This is a genomic window from Neobacillus pocheonensis, from assembly GCF_050477905.1.
In the GTDB taxonomy this organism is placed as follows: domain Bacteria; phylum Bacillota; class Bacilli; order Bacillales; family Cytobacillaceae; genus Neobacillus; species Neobacillus pocheonensis_A.
This window is the reverse complement of the sequence record NZ_JBCNAD010000058.1, coordinates 65464-86486: the sequence shown is the minus strand read 5'-3', so window position 1 is coordinate 86486 and position 21023 is coordinate 65464. Positions and strand designations below refer to the sequence as shown.

At 42.0% G+C, this 21023-nt stretch carries 18 protein-coding genes and 1 pseudogene; 10 read left to right on the top strand and 9 right to left on the bottom strand.

Features of this window, described 5'->3' with window-relative positions:
- From ABES02_RS25865 to ABES02_RS25855, 3 genes are all read left to right on the top strand, one after another.
- Positions 1-1551 (top strand): acyl-CoA carboxylase subunit beta, encoded by a 1551-nt coding sequence (locus tag ABES02_RS25865; RefSeq protein WP_430140640.1) that lies wholly within the window; start codon positions 1-3, stop codon positions 1549-1551.
- Positions 1552-1660: 109 nt separating this feature from the next.
- Positions 1661-2782, top strand: coding sequence for a M20/M25/M40 family metallo-hydrolase (locus ABES02_RS25860; protein WP_430140639.1), 1122 nt, complete (start codon positions 1661-1663; stop codon positions 2780-2782).
- A gap of 76 nt (positions 2783-2858) precedes the next feature.
- Positions 2859-4136 (top strand): DNA polymerase IV, encoded by a 1278-nt coding sequence (locus tag ABES02_RS25855; RefSeq protein ID WP_430140638.1) that lies wholly within the window; start codon positions 2859-2861, stop codon positions 4134-4136.
- Positions 4137-4180: 44 nt separating this feature from the next.
- Here the strand turns inward: ABES02_RS25855 and zwf are convergent, their stop codons facing one another.
- The gene (gene zwf, locus ABES02_RS25850; RefSeq protein ID WP_430140685.1) at positions 4181-5647 is read right to left on the bottom strand and encodes a glucose-6-phosphate dehydrogenase; all 1467 of its coding nucleotides are present in this window, start codon (positions 5645-5647) and stop codon (positions 4181-4183) included.
- Positions 5648-5877: 230 nt separating this feature from the next.
- Between zwf and rnz the strand changes: the two genes are divergently transcribed.
- Positions 5878-6801 (top strand): ribonuclease Z, encoded by a 924-nt coding sequence (gene rnz / locus ABES02_RS25845; protein ID WP_430140637.1) that lies wholly within the window; start codon positions 5878-5880, stop codon positions 6799-6801.
- Positions 6802-6848: 47 nt separating this feature from the next.
- Here rnz and namA read toward each other — a convergent pair whose 3' ends face one another.
- From namA to proC, 3 genes are all read right to left on the bottom strand, one after another.
- Positions 6849-7868 carry an NADPH dehydrogenase NamA gene (gene namA, locus ABES02_RS25840; protein ID WP_430140636.1) on the bottom strand — a complete coding sequence of 340 codons (1020 nt, stop codon included), beginning with the start codon at positions 7866-7868 and terminating at the stop codon, positions 6849-6851.
- A gap of 78 nt (positions 7869-7946) precedes the next feature.
- Complete coding sequence (locus ABES02_RS25835) at positions 7947-9095, bottom strand: glycosyltransferase (protein ID WP_430140635.1); 1149 nt, start codon at positions 9093-9095, stop codon at positions 7947-7949.
- 69 nt (positions 9096-9164) lie between these two features.
- Complete coding sequence (gene proC / locus ABES02_RS25830) at positions 9165-10007, bottom strand: pyrroline-5-carboxylate reductase (protein ID WP_430140634.1); 843 nt, start codon at positions 10005-10007, stop codon at positions 9165-9167.
- Positions 10008-10442: 435 nt separating this feature from the next.
- Between proC and ABES02_RS25825 the strand changes: the two genes are divergently transcribed.
- The 3 genes from ABES02_RS25825 to ABES02_RS25815 all read left to right on the top strand — a co-directional run bounded on the left by ABES02_RS25825 (position 10443) and on the right by ABES02_RS25815 (position 15524).
- Positions 10443-11411: an MBL fold metallo-hydrolase gene (locus tag ABES02_RS25825; protein ID WP_430140633.1), complete on the top strand. Its 969-nt coding sequence runs from the start codon at positions 10443-10445 to the stop codon at positions 11409-11411.
- An 18-nt stretch (positions 11412-11429) separates the two neighbouring features.
- Positions 11430-12227, top strand: a complete 798-nt coding sequence (locus ABES02_RS25820) for an SDR family NAD(P)-dependent oxidoreductase (protein ID WP_430140632.1) — start codon at positions 11430-11432, stop codon at positions 12225-12227.
- Positions 12228-12326: 99 nt separating this feature from the next.
- Positions 12327-15524, top strand: coding sequence for an SNF2 helicase associated domain-containing protein (locus ABES02_RS25815; protein WP_430140631.1), 3198 nt, complete (start codon positions 12327-12329; stop codon positions 15522-15524).
- A gap of 261 nt (positions 15525-15785) precedes the next feature.
- Here the strand turns inward: ABES02_RS25815 and ABES02_RS25810 are convergent, their stop codons facing one another.
- Positions 15786-15977, bottom strand: coding sequence for a YqzH family protein (locus ABES02_RS25810; protein WP_430140630.1), 192 nt, complete (start codon positions 15975-15977; stop codon positions 15786-15788).
- A 156-nt stretch (positions 15978-16133) separates the two neighbouring features.
- On the opposite strand from ABES02_RS25810, the gene ABES02_RS25805 reads away from it, so the two are divergent.
- Complete coding sequence (locus ABES02_RS25805) at positions 16134-17393, top strand: DNA polymerase thumb domain-containing protein (protein ID WP_430140629.1); 1260 nt, start codon at positions 16134-16136, stop codon at positions 17391-17393.
- A 180-nt stretch (positions 17394-17573) separates the two neighbouring features.
- Complete coding sequence (locus ABES02_RS25800; RefSeq protein WP_430140628.1) at positions 17574-17909, top strand: YolD-like family protein; 336 nt, start codon at positions 17574-17576, stop codon at positions 17907-17909.
- A 41-nt stretch (positions 17910-17950) separates the two neighbouring features.
- On the opposite strand, the pseudogene ABES02_RS25795 reads toward ABES02_RS25800, so the two are convergent.
- A pseudogene (locus ABES02_RS25795) lies at positions 17951-18156 on the bottom strand (CDGSH iron-sulfur domain-containing protein).
- A gap of 66 nt (positions 18157-18222) precedes the next feature.
- On the opposite strand from ABES02_RS25795, the gene ABES02_RS25790 reads away from it, so the two are divergent.
- Complete coding sequence (locus ABES02_RS25790; RefSeq protein ID WP_430140627.1) at positions 18223-18555, top strand: iron-sulfur cluster biosynthesis family protein; 333 nt, start codon at positions 18223-18225, stop codon at positions 18553-18555.
- A 20-nt stretch (positions 18556-18575) separates the two neighbouring features.
- On the opposite strand, the gene ABES02_RS25785 is transcribed toward ABES02_RS25790, so the two are convergent.
- From ABES02_RS25785 to ABES02_RS25775, 3 genes are all read right to left on the bottom strand, one after another.
- On the bottom strand, positions 18576-19496 hold the full coding sequence (locus tag ABES02_RS25785) for an alpha/beta hydrolase (protein ID WP_430140626.1): 921 nt from the start codon (positions 19494-19496) through the stop codon (positions 18576-18578).
- 270 nt (positions 19497-19766) lie between these two features.
- The gene (locus ABES02_RS25780) at positions 19767-19907 is read right to left on the bottom strand and encodes a hypothetical protein (protein WP_430140625.1); all 141 of its coding nucleotides are present in this window, start codon (positions 19905-19907) and stop codon (positions 19767-19769) included.
- A 68-nt stretch (positions 19908-19975) separates the two neighbouring features.
- Positions 19976-20881 carry a hydroxymethylglutaryl-CoA lyase gene (locus ABES02_RS25775; RefSeq protein ID WP_430140624.1) on the bottom strand — a complete coding sequence of 302 codons (906 nt, stop codon included), beginning with the start codon at positions 20879-20881 and terminating at the stop codon, positions 19976-19978.
- Positions 20882-21023 lie beyond the last annotated feature (142 nt).

Below are 21023 nucleotides of genomic sequence, written 5' to 3'. Positions count from 1 at the left end.
ATGATCGACATCTATGAAAAAATTAACGAATTGTATGATAAGCGCAGAGAGGTAGAACTCGGCGGCGGTGACGAGCGCATTGATAAACAGCATGAAAAAGGAAAATTAACCGCAAGAGAAAGAATTGAGCTTTTAGTAGATAAAGGTACCTTTGTCGAATTAAACCCGTTTATTGAACATAGGACAAATGACTTCGGACTCGATGAGCAAAAAGGGCCTGGCGACGGAGTGGTGACTGGATACGGTAAAGTAAATGGACGTCCAATCTATTTATTTTCTCAGGATTTTACCGTTTTTGGCGGTGCCTTAGGAGAAATGCATGCCAAGAAGATTGCCAATGTCATGGATCTAGCTGCGAAAAATGGTGCCCCCTTTGTTGGATTAAATGATTCTGGCGGAGCGCGTATCCAAGAAGGCGTTGTTTCCCTTGATGGATATGGACACATTTTTTATCGCAATGCCATTTATTCAGGGGTCATTCCGCAAATTTCTGTCATCATGGGTCCATGTGCCGGTGGAGCTGTTTATTCACCTGCTATCACGGATTTTGTGTTTATGGTTGAAAAAACAAGCCAGATGTTCATTACAGGACCAAAGGTAATTGAGACGGTTACTGGTGAGAAGATTAGCGCAGAAGACCTTGGAGGAGCAGATGTGCATAATTCCATTAGTGGGAACGCTCATTTCCGCGCTGCATCGGAAGTAGAGGTGCTGCAAAATGTCCGCAGGCTATTAAGCTATCTCCCGCAAAACAATGAAGAAAAACCGCCAAGGCTTGGAACTGAGGAAGAAAATGATTACCGCCCGGATTTAACTGATGTCATTCCGTTTGATGCGGTAAGGCCTTATGATGTTCGAAAAGTAATTGAACAAGTGGTGGACGGCGACTCTTTTATGGAAATTCAAAAGGATTTTGCTAAAAATATTGTCGTCGGATTTGCTAGGATTAAGGGCGAGCCGGTCGGACTTGTCTGCAATCAGCCAAAGGTAATGGCTGGAGGCCTAGATATTGACTCGTCTGATAAGGCTTCTAGGTTTATCCGAACCTGTGATGCTTTTAATATTCCAATTATCACGTTTGAAGATGTTACTGGTTTCTTCCCAGGTGTTAAACAGGAGCATGGAGGAATAATCCGCCATGGTGCAAAGATATTATTCGCCTATTCAGAAGCGACCGTACCAAAGCTGACTGTTATTTTAAGAAAAGCCTATGGAGGGGCGTATGTTGCCCTTAACAGTAAATCAATTGGTGCAGACCTAGTTTTTGCTTGGCCAAATGCAGAAATCGCCGTAATGGGACCTCAGGGCGCTGCCAACATTATTTTTGCGAAGGAAATCCAAAACAGTGACAATCCTGAACAAATAAGGCAGCAAAAGATCGAAGAATATCGTGAAAAATTTGCCAACCCATATGTAGCGGCGTCAAGGGGGATGGTGGATGACGTCATTGACCCTCGGGAAACAAGAATCAAAATTATTCAAGCGTTAGAAATGCTTCGAAATAAAAAAGAATCGCGCCCATTTAAAAAACATGGGAATATTCCTTTATAAAACCGAATTATTTGTGAAAAGGCAGGTCTTAAACCTGCCTTTTATTTGATGGGATGATATTGAAAAGGTATACTGGTATAGTGAGTACATAAATTGGAGGGTTCGCAAGATGATTAATCAAGAACGGCTTTTGAATGGATTTTTAGAGCTTGTACAAATTGACTCCGAAACGAAATTTGAGACAGAAATTGCAAAAGTCTTAAAACAAAAATTTACTGATTTAGGTCTTGATGTTTTCGAAGATGATACAACCGCAGTAACCGGACATGGAGCAGGGAACTTAGTCTGTAACCTAGCGGCAACTAAGGAAGGCATCGATCCCATTTATTTTACCTGCCATATGGATACCGTCACTCCAGCTAAAGGCGTAAAGCCTTCAATAAAGGATGGCTATGTAGTGACTGACGGTACGACCATCTTAGGAGCAGACGATAAGACTGGAATTTCTGTCATGCTCGAAACAATTCGCGTGTTAAAGGAACAAAATATTGAGCATGGCTTAATTCAATTTGTGATTACCGTAGGAGAAGAATCAGGTCTTGTTGGTGCGAAAGCACTTGATCCTTCTTTAATGAAGGCGAAATATGGCTATGCGCTTGATAGCGATGGTTTAGTTGGAAATGTAGTTGTAGCGGCGCCAACTCAAGCAAAAGTGAAAACAACTATTTACGGAAAAACAGCTCATGCCGGTGTGGCACCTGAGAAAGGTGTTTCTGCGATTACGATTGCTGCCAAAGCGATTGCAAAAATGCCATTAGGAAGAATTGACCATGAAACTACGGCAAATATCGGACGTTTTGAAGGTGGTTCTGCAACAAATATTGTTTGTGACCGCGTGGACATTTTAGCTGAAGCACGTTCACTTATTCCTGAGAAAATGGAAGCACAGGTCAGCAAGATGAAGGAAGCTTACGAGACGGTTGCAGCAGCCATGGGGGGCAGAGCAGAGGTAGAAGTGCAAATAATGTACCCTGGCTTCAAATTCGGTGAAGGCGATCAAGTGGTAGAAATCGCCCGTAAGGCTGCTGAAAAAATCGGACGCAGCTGTGAATTACAGCACAGCGGTGGTGGCAGTGATGCTAACGTTATTGCCGGATTCGGCATCCCTACTGTAAACCTTGCAGTGGGCTATGAAGAAATCCATACAACAAATGAACGCATGCCAATTGAGGAGCTTTACAAACTTGCGGAAATGACAATTGCCATTATCGATGTAGTAACTAACCAATAATAGTATTTTGAAGGAGGGCCAATGGTTCTCCTTTTGTTATACTTAAACTATCAATTGTATTAGGAAGTGTGTCGGCATGAAGGAAATGTATCCGAAAAATGGACGTGTCATTTTACATGTTGATATGAATAGCTTTTATGCATCAGTTGAAATGGCATATGACCCAACTCTTAAAGGAAAGCCGCTGGCTATTGCCGGAAACGTGGAAGAAAGACGGGGAATTATTGTCACCTGTAGCTATGAAGCAAGAAAGTACGGCGTGAAAACAACTATGCCGCTTTGGGAAGCAAAAAAACTTTGTCCACAGTTGATCGTTAAAACTCCTAATTTTGATCGTTACCGTGCTGCATCTATGGGTATGTTTGACATCCTTAGGCATTACACTACATTAGTAGAGCCCGTATCGATTGACGAGGGATACATGGATATAACGGAAAGTTTTGAGTTTGGCAGCCCTATTGAAATAGCAGAAAGCATTCAAAAAAGAATTCTTGAACAGCTGGATTTACCCTGCAGCATTGGTATAGCACCGAATAAATTTTTGGCAAAGATGGCATCGGATATGAAAAAGCCGATGGGGATTACCATCCTTCGCAAGCGTGATATTAAAGCGGTGCTCTGGCCGTTAAACACAAATGAAATGCACGGTGTCGGTAAAAAGACGGCTGAAAAACTGACGACTATTGGAATTCACACAATCGGTGATCTCGCAAAAGGAAATGAAATTCAATTAAAAACTTTGCTCGGGATTAATGGAATTCGATTAAAAGAGCGGGCAAACGGGATTGACCAGCGTGCGGTGGACCCGGAATCCATTGAAGAATTTAAAAGCATTGGCAATTCCACCACTTTGCCTAGAGACATCAGCAATCAGCAGGAGCTTTTTCATGTGCTGGAATCATTGGCAGATACCGTTTCAGTAAGACTGAAGCGAAAAAATGTCCTGGCATCTACTTTGGGAATTACAATCCGGTATAAAGACCGTCGTACCATTACAAGAAGCAAAAAATTGGCCAATCCTGTTAACCATAAAGACGAGGTAGCATCCTTTGCCAAGCAGCTTTTCCTTAAATCCTGGAACGGAGACCCAATTCGATTGCTAGGAATAACAGGTTATGAATTAGTGGAACATGACCATGCCTTTAAGCAGTTAGATTTATTTTCCTACGAAAAAGATGCCCAAAAGGAGCCCTTGCTCAAAATTCTTTCAAGCCTCCGTGAGAAATACGGGAAGAATATCATTGAAAATGCCGGTTCCCATAATGTCGATCCAGCTCATAAAATCGGTACTGGAACAAGCTTTAATAAGGACTTTCTCCGATCTTTTCCCCAGAAAAAAGAGGAAGAAGAATAAAAAAGCTCCACACTGCCCATAAATAGCAGTTGGAGCTTTATTTATTATTTGCAGATATCTACCTCTAAATCAGTTACTGGCCACCAGAAGAAGCCGTCTTTTTCCAAAAGCTTATCTGCCTCATCTGGCCCCTTTGAACCGGATTCATAATTAGGAAAGTCTGCTTTTGTTTTTTGCCAAGCAGCTGAAATTTTATCTACAAATGCCCAAGAATAGGCAACTTCATCCCAATGAGTAAAATTCGTGGCATCGCCGCGCATGCAGTCATAAAGGAGCTTCTCGTATCCTTCAGGAGTGTTCATCGCATGAATACCCGTATTGGCAAAGCTTAGTCTTACTTCTTGTGCATCCAAATGCCCCCCTGCTTTCTTCGCATTTAAATGCAGCGTAATACCCTCTTCAGGTTGTATATGGATGACAAGAAGATTAGGATTCAACATTTTCTCGGTTTGATAATATAAATTCATGGGAATATCTTTAAATTGAACCACGATTTTGGTCGATTTAACTTTGAGTCTTTTGCCTGTTCGAATATAAAAAGGGACACCAGCCCAGCGGAAATTATCAATCATCACTTTTCCGGCCACAAAGGTTTCGGTATTGGATTCTATATCGACCATTGGTTCATCACGGTATTTTGGAACAGCTTGATCATCCATTTCGCCCTCGCCATACTGTCCGCGTACGAAATAATCATTTACTTCGTCACCCTCAACGGATCGTAAAGCGCGAAACACTCTTACTTTTTCAGAGCGAATCTCATCAGTTGTCAGCTTGATTGGCGGTTCCATCGCCAGTAAGGCCACCATTTGCATCATATGGTTTTGCAGCATATCCCTTAATGCACCGCTAGACTCATAGTAGCGCCCGCGTTCTTCGACACCAAGTGTTTCACTCGAAGTGATTTGGATATTGGAAATATAGCGGTTATTCCAAAGCGGTTCAAAAATGGCATTGGCAAACCGGATTACTTCTATATTTCGCACCATTTCTTTTCCCAAATAGTGATCAATCCTGTAAACTTCTTTTTCTGAAAAAGCAGTTCTAATCTGCCTGTTTAATTCCTTAGCTGATTCCAGATCATGTCCGAATGGTTTTTCGATGACAAGGCGCTTATATCCTTTAACCTTGGTAAGACCATCCGATTTTAAATGCAAAGCAATCGGACCGAAAAATTCTGGAGCCATCGCTAAGTAAAAAATGCGATTTCCTTCAAGGTTATATTGTTGATCAATTTGATCAGCAAAAGTTTTCAAAGAAGCGTATGAACTTGAATCTGCAACATCATGTGATTGATAGTAGAAATGTGAGATGAATTCATCGATATTTTCTTTGTTTCCAAGTGCTGATAAGACGGAATCTTTTACCGATGCTTGGAAATCATCAGTGTGCATCTGTCTTCTAGCAACCCCAATAACAGCGAAATTGTGCAATTTCCCTTTATTGAATAACCGGTATAGAGAAGGGAACAGCTTTCGTTTTGCTAAATCACCAGTCGCTCCAAAAATCATAATTAAAGAAGTCATATTTTGTTCCACTTTATAGCCCTCTTTTCTAAAAAGCTAATTGCTTATGTAGTTTGTACTTTTATTAAATTTAGCTCTTATTAGTAGGTTTCGCAAATATAATGATTTGCATGTATCAAATTAGCTAGTCTTATCAGGCGGAGGGGAAAATGCCACTGGAATGTGCTATAGTATCAATAATGAAATTTCGTTCGGTGTAGAAAGGAGAAAGGATTGTGGATATTTTTTTCTTAGGAACAGGGGCAGGAATGCCTGCAAAGCTTCGTAATGTAACGTCTATAGCGCTCAAATTACTAGAGGAAAGGGGCGCAGTGTGGTTATTCGATGCCGGGGAGGCAACTCAGCATCAAATATTACATACTTCAATTAAGCCTAGGCGGATCGAAAAAATATTTATTACCCACCTTCACGGGGATCATATATATGGACTTCCAGGCCTGTTATCGAGCCGGTCTTTTCAAGGCGGTGATTCGGAGGTTAAGGTTTATGGTCCAAAAGGGATTAAAGAGTTTCTACACGTTAGTCTATCCATTAGTCAGACGTATTTAAAGTATCCGTTATCTGTTGTTGAAATCGAAGAGGGCATTATTTTTGAGGATGATCAGTTTATCGTCGAAGCAAGATTGCTCGACCACGGAATTCCTTCTTACGGATATCGGATTGTGGAAAAGGATAGACCTGGTACCTTACTTGCCGAAAAGCTAGTTGAAGCAGGAGTTCAGCCAGGTCCCATTTTTAGAAAAATAAAAAATGGTGAATCCGTTACACTTGAAGATGGCAGAATCATTGAACCGCATCAATTTCTCGGCCCTGAACAAAAGGGAAGAATCGTTACGATTTTAGGTGATACAAGATACTGTGAGAATTCAAAGTTGTTGGCAAAAAGTGCTGATCTTTTAATCCATGAAGCAACCTTTTCAAAAGGGGAGGAAAAACTGGCTGCCGATTACTTTCATTCAACCACCCATCAGGCAGCAGAAATCGCTCGTGAGGCTGGTTGCAAGCAATTGTGCCTGACACATATCAGTTCACGCTATGATCGAAATGACTGGAAGGAATTAGTGGGCGAAGCGAGGGAGATCTTTCCGAATACGGATATCTCTGAGGATTTTAAAGAAATTACTATTCCATTGAAATAAAACAAAAGCACTTACCAAAACGCTGGTGAGTGCTTTTGTTATTAATTTTATATCCAACCCCGCTCGTACTGTTTTGGTCCTTCAATGCTGACTCCAAGCTCTTTTGCTGCCGTTCTTGGCCAATATGGGTCCCTCAGCAATTCACGGGCTAAAAAGACCAAGTCGGCCCGTTCATTTTGTAATATTTCCTCCGCCTGAATTCCGGACGTAATTAAGCCTACTGCGCCAGTTGCGATATCCGCACCATGCTTAATGGTCTCTGCATATTTAACTTGGTAGCCCGGATAAACATTAATCTGCGCTGGAACGACTGCCCCAGAACTTACGTCTATTAAATCGACCTCTTGCTCTTTCATCCACTGCGAGAAGGTTACGTAATCTTCCGGTGCTAGACCTTCTTCTTGGTAATCATGAGCGGAAACCCGAACAAAAAGGGGTCCATCCCAAACCGTTTTGACGGCATCGATGACTTCACGTAGGAAACGGTAGCGGTTTTCAGCTGATCCGCCATATTCATCTGTTCTTTTATTAGATAACGGTGAAAGGAATTCGTTTATTAAATATCCGTGTGCACCATGAATTTCTATCACATCAAAACCAGCCTTCGCAGCCCGCTCGGCACCTTTCTTAAATGCATCAACCGTTTCTTCGATATCTGATTTTGTCATTTCTTTTGGTGTTTTCAGTTTATCATTGAAAGCTAGCGCAGATGGTGCAATAATTTCTCCTTCTAACACTGCCTTACGACCAGCATGGGCGAGTTGAATGCCTATTTTGGCTCCGTGCTCTTTTGCAAGACCAACCAGCTCTTGGAACCCCTTGATATGGTCATCACTCCAAATTCCTAAATCCTTAAGTGAAATTCGGCCCTGAGGTGTAACCGCTGTTGCTTCTACTATAATGAGGCCGACCTGGCCAACTGCCCTGCTTGTGTAATGAGTGCGATGCCAGTTTTGAATATACCCATCCTCATTATGACTGGAATACATGCACATTGGTGCCATGACAATTCTGTTTTTGAATGTGACACCTTTTATTGTATAAGGAGAAAATAATTTAGCTGTCATGTTAAGGAGCCTCCTTCGACTGTTTTTATTGACAATCTCAGTATAGCAAAAGGCTCCGAAATAATTAAAAATCCTGCTTCATTCTTTATCTCTAAGTTCGCTCAATGGATAAACCGTTCCCCTCCAGACAATGCCGCCGCGCTTAAAAGTTAGGATGCTGGCGCGAATAATGGAATAAATAAACAGTAATGCTGTAATCGGAAATACCAAAAAAAGGAAAGGGGAAAATCGAGTCATTTTCTTTACAATTAACCAATATAGAACTGCACTCGCAACGATATTTCCTAAACTGAGCAGGGCAACAATTTTATTTTTTGAAAAAATAGTCACAAAGGGAAGGACATGTGTGGAAAAGACTCCGAATATGGAGAAAAGTACCATGCTGACTCGGTAATTTAGACCAGCAAAAGTATTTTTTTCAAGACCCACAAATGCTTCTTTTAAGCTGCCATACCATTCGACTTCAATTAATTTGAGCGCCGTGACGATTCTTTGCCGAAATCCTGCTTTTTTAAGTTGCATCCCCAACTGCAAATCATCATCAGGCCGCATTTTCACTTTTTCATGCGTTCCAAACTGTTCATAGGCAGCTTTAGATACGAGGTTAAATGCACCGATTCCAGTACCGATTTTCGACTTTGGATTATTAGCCGACCATGGCCGCTTAAAATAAGAAAATCCAAACAGGAAGAAGGCGACAAAGGTTTTCAGCCAAAAATTGTTCGCGTTCAAATTTGGTGCTGCCGTTAGATGATCAAGTTGGTGTTTTTCAAAATAATGGAGAGCCTTTGCGAATGCTTCTACTTCGTACTTTACATCCGCATCGGTAAACAATAGCCATTTACCTGATGCCTTTAGAGAGCCTCGATATAATGCATGATTCTTCCCAAGCCAGCCCTCTGGTAAGTCGATAAGATGGAGAACCTTTACTCGCGGGTCCATTTCCATTAATTCGTCCATGAATTTTCCGGTATTATCATTGGAACGATCATTTACAAGGATCCATTCAACATTAATGTAGGTCTGCTTTAGTTGACTTGTAATGCTTGATCTTATTTGTCTTTCTTCATTCCGGGCCGCGACGATGACAGACAATAATGGTCCATTTTTTAGACCTTCTTCCTTTTCAAGAGAATCTAGTTTTCTAAATCCTATCAGCGCATCTAGTAGAAAAACGATCCAAACTACGATGCCCGTTGCGAATAAAACGGTTAGTATGCTGTCCATTTTCCCAGTCCTCTTTAATCGACGTTATGCTTTTAGTTTAAGAGAACTTGGGGTTAAGATACAATTTTTTTAAAGAGTTTTTCCAACCTTTAGTTGCGAGCACAGTGCATCTCCCATTTTTCTTGATTGGGCAGTTGCTGCTTTGATACAGGAGATAAATGCCTCTTGGACCCCGTTTTCCTCCAAAATGCGAATTCCGGCTTCCGTTGTACCGCCTGGACTTGTCACTTCCTTCCGCAATTGTGTCGATGTTTTACTGGAGTTTTTAACCATCTCAGCCGCTCCAATCAACGTTTGCACAATTAGCTCACTCGCCATTTCCTTTTCAAGTCCCACCTCAACGGCGCTTTTTTCCATTGCTTCGATTAGATAATAGATATAAGCAGGGCCGCTCCCAGACAATCCTGTCACGGCATCCAACTGTTTTTCCTCAACAAAGGCTGCCAGCCCGACTGTTCCAAACAGCTTTTTAGTTGTTTCTAGCTGCTCTCTAGTGACACGCTTATTAACGGCGATGGCGGTCGCCGATTTTCCTACTGCTGCAGACGTATTAGGCATGGACCTGGCGATAGAAAGAGATTTATTTGCTAGAGTCTCAATCGTATTCATCGAAACACCGGCCAGAACAGAAACCACAAGCATTTGCTCGTTTAAATACCCGCGAATATAGCCGATTGCCGATGCCGCATCCTTTGGTTTCATCGCTAACATGACAATGTCCGCCCCATCAAAAAGAACATTCAAATCATACGTACCACTGACACCGTAACGCTGTTCAAGACCCTTTAATCGTTCTTGATTTGAATTATTTGTTACCCATACATTTTTTCTATCAATTAATCCATTTTCGAGAATGCCAGAAATAAAGGCTTCCGCCATCGAACCAGCGCCAACAATCGCGATTTTTTTCATTAAAACTTCCTCCTTCAGGTTTCTGAAAAACAAAAAGACCCTTCATCCACAAAGGACGAAAGGTCTAGCTTCCGCGGTACCACCTTCATTTACCCAGACAGAATAATTAAATAGCCAGGGTTCACTCGACTCCGTTAACGCCGGACATACGTTAGGTTTTCCTAAATGCTCATAAGGTAGGTTCAATGATTAAGAGGGCGGTGAAGCCTTTCAGCCTTCGGGCCTCACTCTCTTTCGCCATTGTTCATTTACTGGCCTTACTCATCGCGTCGAACAAATCAAATTTTAATAGTGATTATGCAAGAAAAAGAGCATGTCTGTCAAGAGATAAATTTTATGAATTTTTTATTTTTTCCAAAAAATTATGTGAATATAATGACAATAGGTTAAAATATCGCTACACTTTATTTAACTAAATGTTAAGGAGTTTTTTTAATGACTGAATGGAAAGACGGAATTGCCAAAATTACGTTGCCGACTCCTTTTCCTGTTGGCGATGTAAATGTTTATTTGATTAAAGGGGAACGTTTAACACTCGTTGATACGGGAGTGAAAACAGAAGAGTCGTGGAACTCTTTTACGGAACAGTTGGCTGAACTAGATTTAAGTCCTAAAGATATTGAACAGGTGTTACTTACACATCATCATCCTGATCATGCAGGAATGCTCGATTATTTTCCAGATTCGATAGAGGTTTATGGTCATCCGCTTAATGAAAGATGGATTCATCCCACCGAAGCATTTTTTCAAGAACAAGAAAATTTTTTCAAGGAGCATTTTAAGGCGTTCGGTCTACCAGAGGAATTTTATTCAATGCTTCCTAGGCTAAGAAAAACGATGAAGTATATGTGTAACCGCTCGCTGACCGGACATATCGTTGAGGGGATGTGCCCACCAGGACTCCAGGCCTGGAAGGTAATTGAAACCCCTGGTCATGCCCAAAGTCAAGTTGCCTTTTTTAGGGAGAAAGAAGGCATCTTGATTGGCGGCGATTTACTTCTAGCACATATTTCACCAAATCCCTTGCTTGAACCACCGGCCCCAGGCGAAAAGGAAAGACCAAAGCCGATGTTGCAGCATAACGATTCAATGAAGAAGCTGCTTAACTATCCTATAAAGTGTATCTATACCGGTCATGGTGAGGAGGTTTATCAGGTAGCCGAGTTAATTGATAAACGGCTATCACGCCAGCATGAGCGCGCGATGACGGTGAAAAATTGGCTAGAGAAAGAAGAACTAACTGTCTTTCAAATTTGCAAGCGGCTTTTCCCGACTGTTTATCAGCGTGAATTGATGTTAACAATTTCGGAAACGGTTGCCCAGCTTGACTATTTAGCATCTATTGAGGAGATTATTAGTAGTGATAGTCAGCCCGTGCTTTATCAAGCAAAGGCACAGGATTAATTCTGATGAGGTGTTTAGATGGGCAATGAACAATTAAAAGCTAAAAATATTGTCATTACAGGTGCATCCGGGGGGATTGGTGCGGAAATTGCTAAGCTTTGTGCGGCAAATGGCGCCAATCTCGTCCTTCTTGCACGGAGTATAGATAAGCTTGAACAATTGCAGATGGAATTGCAGCAAAAGCATCAAGTTAGGGTAGATGTTTTTAAGCTTGATGTATCTGATACAAATCAAGTTCAGGCAGTGTTTCAACAGACTTTTGATAAAATTGAACAAATTGATATTCTTGTGAATAATGCCGGTTTTGGTGTGTTTAGAGAGGCGCATGAAGCAACGATGGATGAAATCAAGGGAATGTTTGAAGTAAATGTTGTTGGGCTGATAGCATGTACAAACATGGTGCTGCCTAAAATGCGTGAGAGACGGTTTGGGCATATTATTAATATTGCTTCTCAGGCAGGTAAAATTGCCACTCCCAAATCAAGTGTTTATTCGGCTACCAAGCATGCGGTTCTTGGTTACACGAATGCACTTAGGATGGAGCTTGACGATTATAACGTTCAGGTGACCTCCGTAAATCCCGGTCCGATTGCCACCAATTTTTTTAATATTGCTGATGAAAAGGGCACATACGTAAAAAATGTCCAACGCATTATGCTTCAACCTGAATATGTCGCTAGGAAAGTTGTTGACAGCATGCTGACAAAAACGAGGGAAATCAATCTGCCACGCTGGATGAACATGGGAAGCGTTGTCTATGTTCTTTTTCCACGGTTGTTCGAACGGATCGGGAAACGAATGATGAGTTCAAAATAAGTGAAAAGGCTGCCTGTCAAGGGCGGCTTTTTGTATGAGCGGACTGTTATAAAAATGTTATAATGGGTTAATCTAAATGACCTCGGGAAGGAGTTCGGCATGAATATTAGATTACATCCAAAGATGATTAAAGAATCGTGCGGGACTGTCTCCTTCAAAAGAGGTGAGGCTTTTTTCCGTGCTAATAAAGTAACATTTGAAAAATATGAACCTGACCGTTGTGAGGCAATGGTTTCAGGAACAGAAAATTTCCAAGTTGTCATTGAAAGAAAGGATAATGGCAGCTTTCGTGCTAAGTGCTCCTGTCCCACGCTGGCCTCCTTTCAAAAGGATTGCCAGCATATTGCTGCCGTGTTATTGGCCATTTACGAGCATCAACGGAAAGGAACCGCTCCAACCAATGGAACTTCAGGCACTTTGACTGGTGAACAGGATTTAGCCGAGGGTATCCTGAATCTATTCAACAATCAGCTAAGACGCTCAAGCGGGCATCAACTTCATTTTGAAAATAGAAAAGTACTTCACGTTGAATTTACCTGTAAACCTGTTTTGGCTAAGAAACATTACCTACTCGGAGCCGAGTTAAAAATTGAAGAAACTAAAGTGGAAAATATTTGTGAGTTTCTTATCGCAGTGGAGCAGGGGCACCCATATTGGCTTTCAGCCTCTCTCATATACGAACCAAACCTGCATTGCTTTCAAAAAGAGAATGATGCTGTGATTCAACATCTCATTCAAGTGGTTCAAGACGAAAGGAATAAACAACAACAGCTATATGAGAATTCCCACGACAATCGTCTGTTGCCCATTCCGCCATCTTACTGGAAGCAGCTTCAGCCCTTATTTTCAAGAGCGCTGCAGGTAAAGTTGGAATATGACGGCCATACTTTTGACGGATTGCCCATTACCAACGATCTGCCCCTTTTACAGTTTATTTTTACTGAAGCAGAGGCTAACGGGTATTTCCTTAAAGTAAATGGATTATCTAATATGATTATCTTAGATTCCTATGAATCTGTTTTGTCTGCTGGGAAAATCATCACAATGAAAATGGAGGACTGCCAGCGTCTGTCCAATCTTAAACAAATGCTGGATGCCTCAGGAACAAATCGAATTTCCATCCCACAGGAGCAAATACAGCATTTTATAGAAAAAGTAGTTCCTGGCTTGAAAAAATTAGGCTATGTCCAGCTCTCAGATGCCCTTGCGCGCGAGTATATGAAAACGCCGCTTACGGCCAAGCTATACTTAGACCGAGTCAAAAATCGCCTGCTCGCCGGACTGGAATTTCACTATGATAACATTGTCATCAATCCGTTGGAGAAACTGGATTTCTATTCTGGCGCCAGGATCATTAGGGATGAACAGAAGGAAAACGAAATTCTAACGATTATGGAGGAAAGTTCATTTGCCAAAACGGACGTTGGTTATTTCTTGCACAACGAAGAATTGGAATATGAGTTTCTCTATCATATTGTGCCTAAGCTTCAAAAATTGGTACAAATATATGCAACCACGGCTGTAAGAAACAGGATTTTTAGAGAAAATGCCCGCCCGGCGTTCAAGGTGAAGGTGAAAAAAGAACGAACCAATTGGCTCGAATTTAAATTTGAGTTGGGAATTCCGGTGCAGCAAATTAAAGAGGTTCTTGCGGCCTTAGAGGAAAAGCGGAAATATTATCGGCTCCGGAATGGGGCGCTAATGTCCTTAGAGACTAGGGAGTTTAAAGAAATTCAACGGTTTTTTAATGAAATACCGGCTGAGAAGAAGAATTTTGAAGACAGCTTTGAGCTATCAATTCTTCAGGGTCTGCCCCTGCTTGATTCTATTGATGATAATCAAATATTCATTGCGGAGGACTCGTTTCGTCAGTTCCTTGAAAGCATACGTAATCCTGGGAGCTTGGAGTTCGAAGTACCGGCTAGCTTAAATTTGATTTTACGCGACTATCAAAAACGTGGTTACAAGTGGATGAAAACACTGGCCCACTATGGTTTTGGAGGAATTCTTGCCGATGATATGGGTCTTGGCAAAACGCTGCAAAGCATTGCGTTTATTTTATCAGAGCTTGAGAATGTGCGTGCAATGAAGCAACCGACTTTGATTGTCTGTCCTTCGTCTTTATCGTATAACTGGTTGAGCGAAATAATGAAATTTGCTCCTGAAATTCAGGCTGTTGTCGTGGATGGCAATCAAGTAGAGCGGCACCGAATTCTGAAGGAAGCAATAGAAATGGATGTAATCATCACCTCCTACCCATTGCTGCGGCGGGATCTCAAATGGTATGAGCAACATGCTTTCCACACTGTTTTTTTTGATGAAGCTCAAGCCTTTAAAAATCCATTGACTCAAACGGCACGGGCGGTAAAAAGGCTCAAGGCGGGTTATCGATTCGCTTTGACAGGAACACCTGTAGAGAATTCACTCGAAGAATTATGGTCTATTTTTCATGTGGTATTCCCTGAACTATTTCGTGGTTTGAAGGAATACTCTAACTTAACACGAAAAAAGATTTCTAGGCGGGTACGTCCTTTTTTGCTGCGCAGAATGAAAGAGGATGTCGTTGCCGAGCTTCCGGAAAAATTAGAGTTTACGGAATTAGCAGAGCTTCTTCCAGATCAGAAAAAGCTGTATGCTGCCTATTTGGCAAAGCTGCGTGAGGATACACTGAAGCATTTGGACAAAGACACGATTCGGAAGAACCGAATAAAAATCCTAGCCGGTTTAACGCGCTTGCGGCAAATTTGCTGTCATCCAAGTTTATTTGTGGACGGCTACAGAGGCAGTTCCGCGAAATTCGAAATGCTGTTGAGAATTATCGAGGAATCCAGGCTTTCCGGTCGTAGGGTGTTGATTTTTTCACAGTTTACGAAAATGCTTACTCTTATTGGGAGACAATTATCCATTAAGGGTCTTTCTTTTTTCTACCTCGACGGTGCGACACCTTCTGAAGAACGCTTGGAGCTCTGCAATCGGTTTAATGAAGGGGAGCGTGATTTCTTCCTCATTTCTTTGAAGGCGGGAGGTACCGGACTAAATTTGACGGGAGCGGATACGGTTATTCTATATGACATCTGGTGGAACCCGGCGGTTGAGGAACAAGCTGCTGACCGGGCCCATCGTATCGGCCAGAAAAATGTTGTCCAGGTCATTAAGCTTGTTACCAGAGGTACCATTGAAGAGAAAATGAGCGAGCTGCAGGACAAAAAAAGGCAGCTGATTGAAGAACTCATTGACTCCGAGGAACTGAGTCATTCCGTATTAACTGAAGAGGATATACAAGAAATACTATCTTAAAATAGTTTCCGAAGAATTCTCGCTGGTTTTCTCGATCGAGCTCTTCTATGAGACATTTTGCCTGAGGCTTCTGCCGGTTTTGTCCCATGGAGCTCTCCTATAGGACAATTTGCATGAGATTCCCACTGGTTTTGTCCCATAGAGCCTTTCTATGGGACAGTTTGCATGATTTTCTCGATGGTTTTGTCCCATAGAGCCCTTCTATGGGACAGTTTGCATGGGATCCCTTCTGGTTTTGTCCCATAGGGCTCTCCTTTAGAATCACCCTGTTAAAAACTCATACACCGCATCATTTACTAGCTCAAATAAATCCGCATTCGACTCTTCTTCTTTTGTCTGAAGAACCCGATTGACAAGCACTTCTAAATCCTTCTCATCCACAGGTATTGAATCCGCTTCATAATACTGTTTAAAGCAATTTTTGATCATTTTAACGACTAATTTTTTCTCCATAAACATGCACCTCACCGTCATTATACTGTTTTTTCGCTTAATCTCCATCAAAAAACAGTCAAAAAATTTCCATTGAATACGAACGCATATTCGCTTATCATAATGAATATAATGATAAAGAACAAATGTTCTACTTTAAACTGTGAGGGATAAATCATGGTGGATTACAGCACACTGCCGCAACATAAAATTTTATGCGTTGACATGAAGAGCTTCTATGCAAGCTGCTCCGCTGTCATGTATGGTCTTGATCCGTTGAATTGCTATTTAGCGGTGGCCGGCAACTTAGATCGGCAGGGAAGTGTCGTGCTTGCTGCTTCTCCGCGTCTCAAAAAAGAATTCGGTATTAAAACAGGTTCACGGCTTTTCGAGATCCCAAAAGATCCTCGAATTCGAATTGTTGAGCCGAGGATGGCAACATACTTGCGCATTTCGACTGAAATTTCCCGTGTCTTTAACCGTTATGTTCCAAAAGAAGCTATCCATACGTACAGCGTCGATGAAAGCTTTATTAAAGTCGATGGTGCGGTGCATCTGTGGGGCGATGCCCGTACGATTGCCGAAAAAATAAAGGATGATATTGAACGGGAATTTCAGCTGCCGTGCGCTGTCGGAATTGGCCCTAACATGTTAATGTCGAAGCTTTGTCTGGATCTGGACGCAAAGAAAAAAGGAGTAGCCGAGTGGACGTATGAAGATGTAAAGACAAAGCTTTGGAACGTATCCCCGCTTAGGGAAATGTGGGGGATTGGCCGGCGTGTCGAAAAGACATTAAACGCAATGGGGATTTTTACGGTTGGCCAGCTGGCCCGCTATGATTTAGAAAAGCTGGAAAAAAAATTCGGAATTATGGGAAACCAGCTTTATCATCATGCCTGGGGAGTCGACCTTTCCGAATTGGGAGCACCAATCATTCAAGGGCAAATCAGCTTTGGAAAAAGCCAAATTCTCTTAAGGGATTATAAAGAGGAAGAGGAGATTAAGGCTGTTATTTTAGAAATGTGTGAGGAAGTGGCCAGGCGGACAAGAACGCGCCGCAAGGCAGGGAGGACGATCAGCCTCAGTATCGGCTACAGCCAGGATGAATTTGGCGGGGGCTTTCATCGCTCCAGAACAATCCAACACCCGACAAATGAAACGATGGAGATCTATCGCGTCTGTTTGGAATTGTTTCGTGAGAACTATACGGGAAAGACGGTAAGGCAAATCGCGATTGCCCTCGGAAATATTGTCGACGACTGCGAGCTTCAGCTTAATCTTTTTGACATGGGTGCCTATAAGAGGCGGGAGCTTGGCTATGTTGTGGATTCGGTCCGCCGTCGCTTCGGCTCAGGTTCACTGCTGCGTGCTGTCTCCTATACAGCTGCAGGAACCGCTAAACACAGGGCTACACTAGTGGGCGGGCATAAAATGTAATAAGAAAAGCGGAAGCGCCTTGTCCAGGGGCGACAAGCATAAGACGAGCCGGCGGGAAGGTTGCTCTTTAACCTTCTCGATGGATCGTCTTATGACCTCGAGCCCCTAGGTGCTGGAGCTGGACAGTTATCAAATTAAAAATTAAATTTCTGAGTGAATGCGGAAAGAAGGTAGAGACGTATGATTCGCGACCGCGGGAGAATCAAATGGACGTCGATGATGCTTCCTGAGCATGTGAAATTGCTTAGGGATTGGGTAAAAGAAGATGGATACGAACAGAAAAAGGAAATGGATGAACAGCAGCTAGAACTCATGAACGAGGTCTTGTCTGAAGCGATTGAATTTGATCAGTACGTTACGGTTACCCATTATCATAACCGGAATTATGAAATTGTGATTGGCAAAATTCATTACTGGGACGAAATGGTGCAAAGGCTTCATGTAGTAGACCGCTTTGAAGAGGTGCACCGGATTCCAATTGATGCGATTGCTGATATAAGACTAACGGACATATGAAAAACGAGTGGCTTGCCAACGTCAAGCCGCTCGTTGTTGTCTTATTCTTCTTTAGGAACCCGAACTTGTGATTCGAATTTACCTTTATGTGAACTATCGGAAAAGGTTTGTTATTTGATAATCCACAGCGGCAGAGGGAAAAGGATGGCTTTGTCGTATAAACATTGCCTTCTCCATCTAATAATTCCACATCACCTGTGATTCTTAATGATCCGTTATCATTTACTTTGATTTGAATTTGAGGCATTACTGACACTCCCTTAAAAACATTTATGATACAATCAGCATATGCCTAATAAGGGAGGATTTAAACGTGGAAATATTAATAACTGCAGAAGCAATAGAAAAAATAAATGAAAGAACCGCCAACCGAGAAGGCTATTTGAAGCTAAAGTATGATACAGACGGTTGCGGCTGCGCGGTCAACGGCGTAATAGCATTATGGTTTGTTACGGAGCTGGATGATACCGATATCGCGATTGAGACAAACGAAAGACCAATTTATGTTGAAAAATCAAAAATGGTCTTCTTTGAGGAACAAATGAAAATAGATTTTTCAAAAACTACAAATTGTTTTCAATTAAAAAGTCCGGGACAAATCTTGAACGGCCATATGAGTTTTATATTGAAAGAAAAAACAGACTGATCCAATGGACAGTCTGTTTTTTAATTAGGTAAAGGATGATCAATATATTTTTGCAAGAATTCATCAATCACTCGTTCATAATCAGCCCGATTCTCATTAAAGGACTGGGCATGGCGTCCATTGGCTGCAAGATAAAGCATCTTCGGCCCTTTTTTTTGCTCAAATAGCTCTTTCGTCATGGTGGGAAGAATAAAATCATCCTTTTCGCTGTGGATGAATAAAATCGGATGTTTGATGTTTTCAATGACCGAAATCGGAGAAACATTCCGAATCGAATATTTATCACGTAATCGTAAAAAGGCATCACCAATCGGCAGCAAGAGTCCAGGAATCAACTTAAAGTCTTTTTTGATGAGATAGGCAAGCTGTTCTTTGAAATCAGAAAATGGGCAATCCGCAATATAAAAATCGGCACCATCCTCTAGAAGACCTGCATACAACAGCATCGTTGCTGCCCCCATTGATTCGCCGTGAATCCCTAGTTCGATATTGGGCCCTTTTTCTTTTTTGAGCCAGTCGACAACTGTTTTTAAATCATATTTCTCGTAGTGACCGAAGCTTGTCGTTTTTCCACCAGATTCGCCGTGGCGGCGATGGTCGTAAATCAAGGCATTAAAGCCGCGTTCAAGGAAAAGGTTCGCATATTTAATCGAATTGATCTTCGTTTCCGTTACACCATGGGTAACAACGATATAGCGGTTAGTCTGGTGGGGTTCAACCAAAACAGCTTTTATGATATAGCCAAAAGGGGAAGGAATGTCAACCTCCCGTTTTGGGAGAGACTCAAATTCATCAGGTTTATACCGGCCCGCTTCCTTTTCCCGCTTCAAGATAAAATCTTCGTCCTTCTTTTTCATATACATGATGCGGTTGGTAAAATATAACGCAAGAGATAACCAGAAAAAAAGTAAAATAAACAGGGCTCGAAATGCCTTTTTCAAACCTGGGCACCTCCTAAAAATAAGTACTATAACATATGAAAAACTAATTAACTGCGCCCATAAATTTTAACATAAAAAAAGCCGCTGACTCCAATTTAGCGGCCTAGGCTGATAATACAAATCACTTGACATCACACTTTGAGAACTGTCCACCTCCAGCGCCTAGGGGCTCTTTGGTCTAAGCCAATCCGTCGAAAAGGTTAAAAAGCAACCTTTCCGCCGGCTCGTCTTATGCTTGTCGCCCCTGGACAAGGCGCTTCCGCTTTTCTTTTATGACTCTGCATTCTGTCGCTTGGTTGGATGAATCGCTTTGTTCATTTCTTCAGTTGCCATCATCCGCGTGCCGCTTCCGCCAGTTTCTGCATAGTTTTTGCCTTTTTGACTGTTTCCTTTATCCCGTTTTTGACTCATGAAAAAATCTCCCTTCGAGTGGTTTCATCTAATAAGATGCATAGATAGAAGGTTGATTATTCACGAATCTAAACCGTTTGAGCATGTAATCGATAATAGCCGCTTTCAATCGGCCTTGATAGATGAGGACGGACGATTTCAATGGCATCCACCATCTTATCTAAATTAACGCCTGTTTCAATTCCCATTCTCTCGAGCATATAAACGACGTCCTCAGTAGCTACATTTCCGCTGGCACCAGGGGCGAACGGGCAGCCGCCTAGCCCGCCGGCAGAGGAATCGAAGCGCTCAATTCCTGCTTGAAGCGAGGCCAGTATATTAGCAAGTCCCAACTTTCGCGTGTCATGAAAATGGGCCGTTAAAAGAACCCCAGGGAATTCCGCTTTTAATTGGGAAAACAAAGAATACGCTTCATTCGGTGCCGCCATCCCAATCGTATCGGCCACGCTTAACTCATCGACCCCAGCCTCAACAAACTCGCGGCAAAGTGCAATCGTATCATTTTCACTTATTTTCCCTTCGTAAGGACAATAAAAGGAAGTAGAAATACAGGCGCGCACAAAATAATTCTTTTCCTTTAATTCCTGGATGATTGGCTTCAGTTCCGCCACACTATCGTTCGTTGTTTTATTAATATTTTTAAGATTGAACGAGTTGCTTACCCCAACAAAGACCGCAACAGCATTACAGTCGGTGGAATAAACCCTGTCAATCCCTTTTTGATTTGGGGCTAGGACAATGTTTCTTGCTTTCTCATCGAGGCAGTCAGCAACAATTTCAGCAGCATCGCCCATTTGCGGCACCCATTTCGGCGAAACAAACGAAGTCAGTTCCATTTCCAGAAGCCCTGCATCCCGTAATGAAGCAATAAATTGTTTTTTTATGTTAGTAGGAACAAATAACTTTTCATTTTGCAGACCATCGCGCGGGCCAACCTCAATGATGGTTACTTTTTTCGGTAAATTAAGCATCATTTTCCCCCCAAAATATTCATACCTTCATTGTAGAGGTGATATTTTCGAAAAATCAAGAAAAAATGAAATTTTGACAAAATTAGAGGATTTTCTGTATTCATCTAGAAGTAGTAAAGGTAAAAAAGGCTGAAGGAGAGATAGT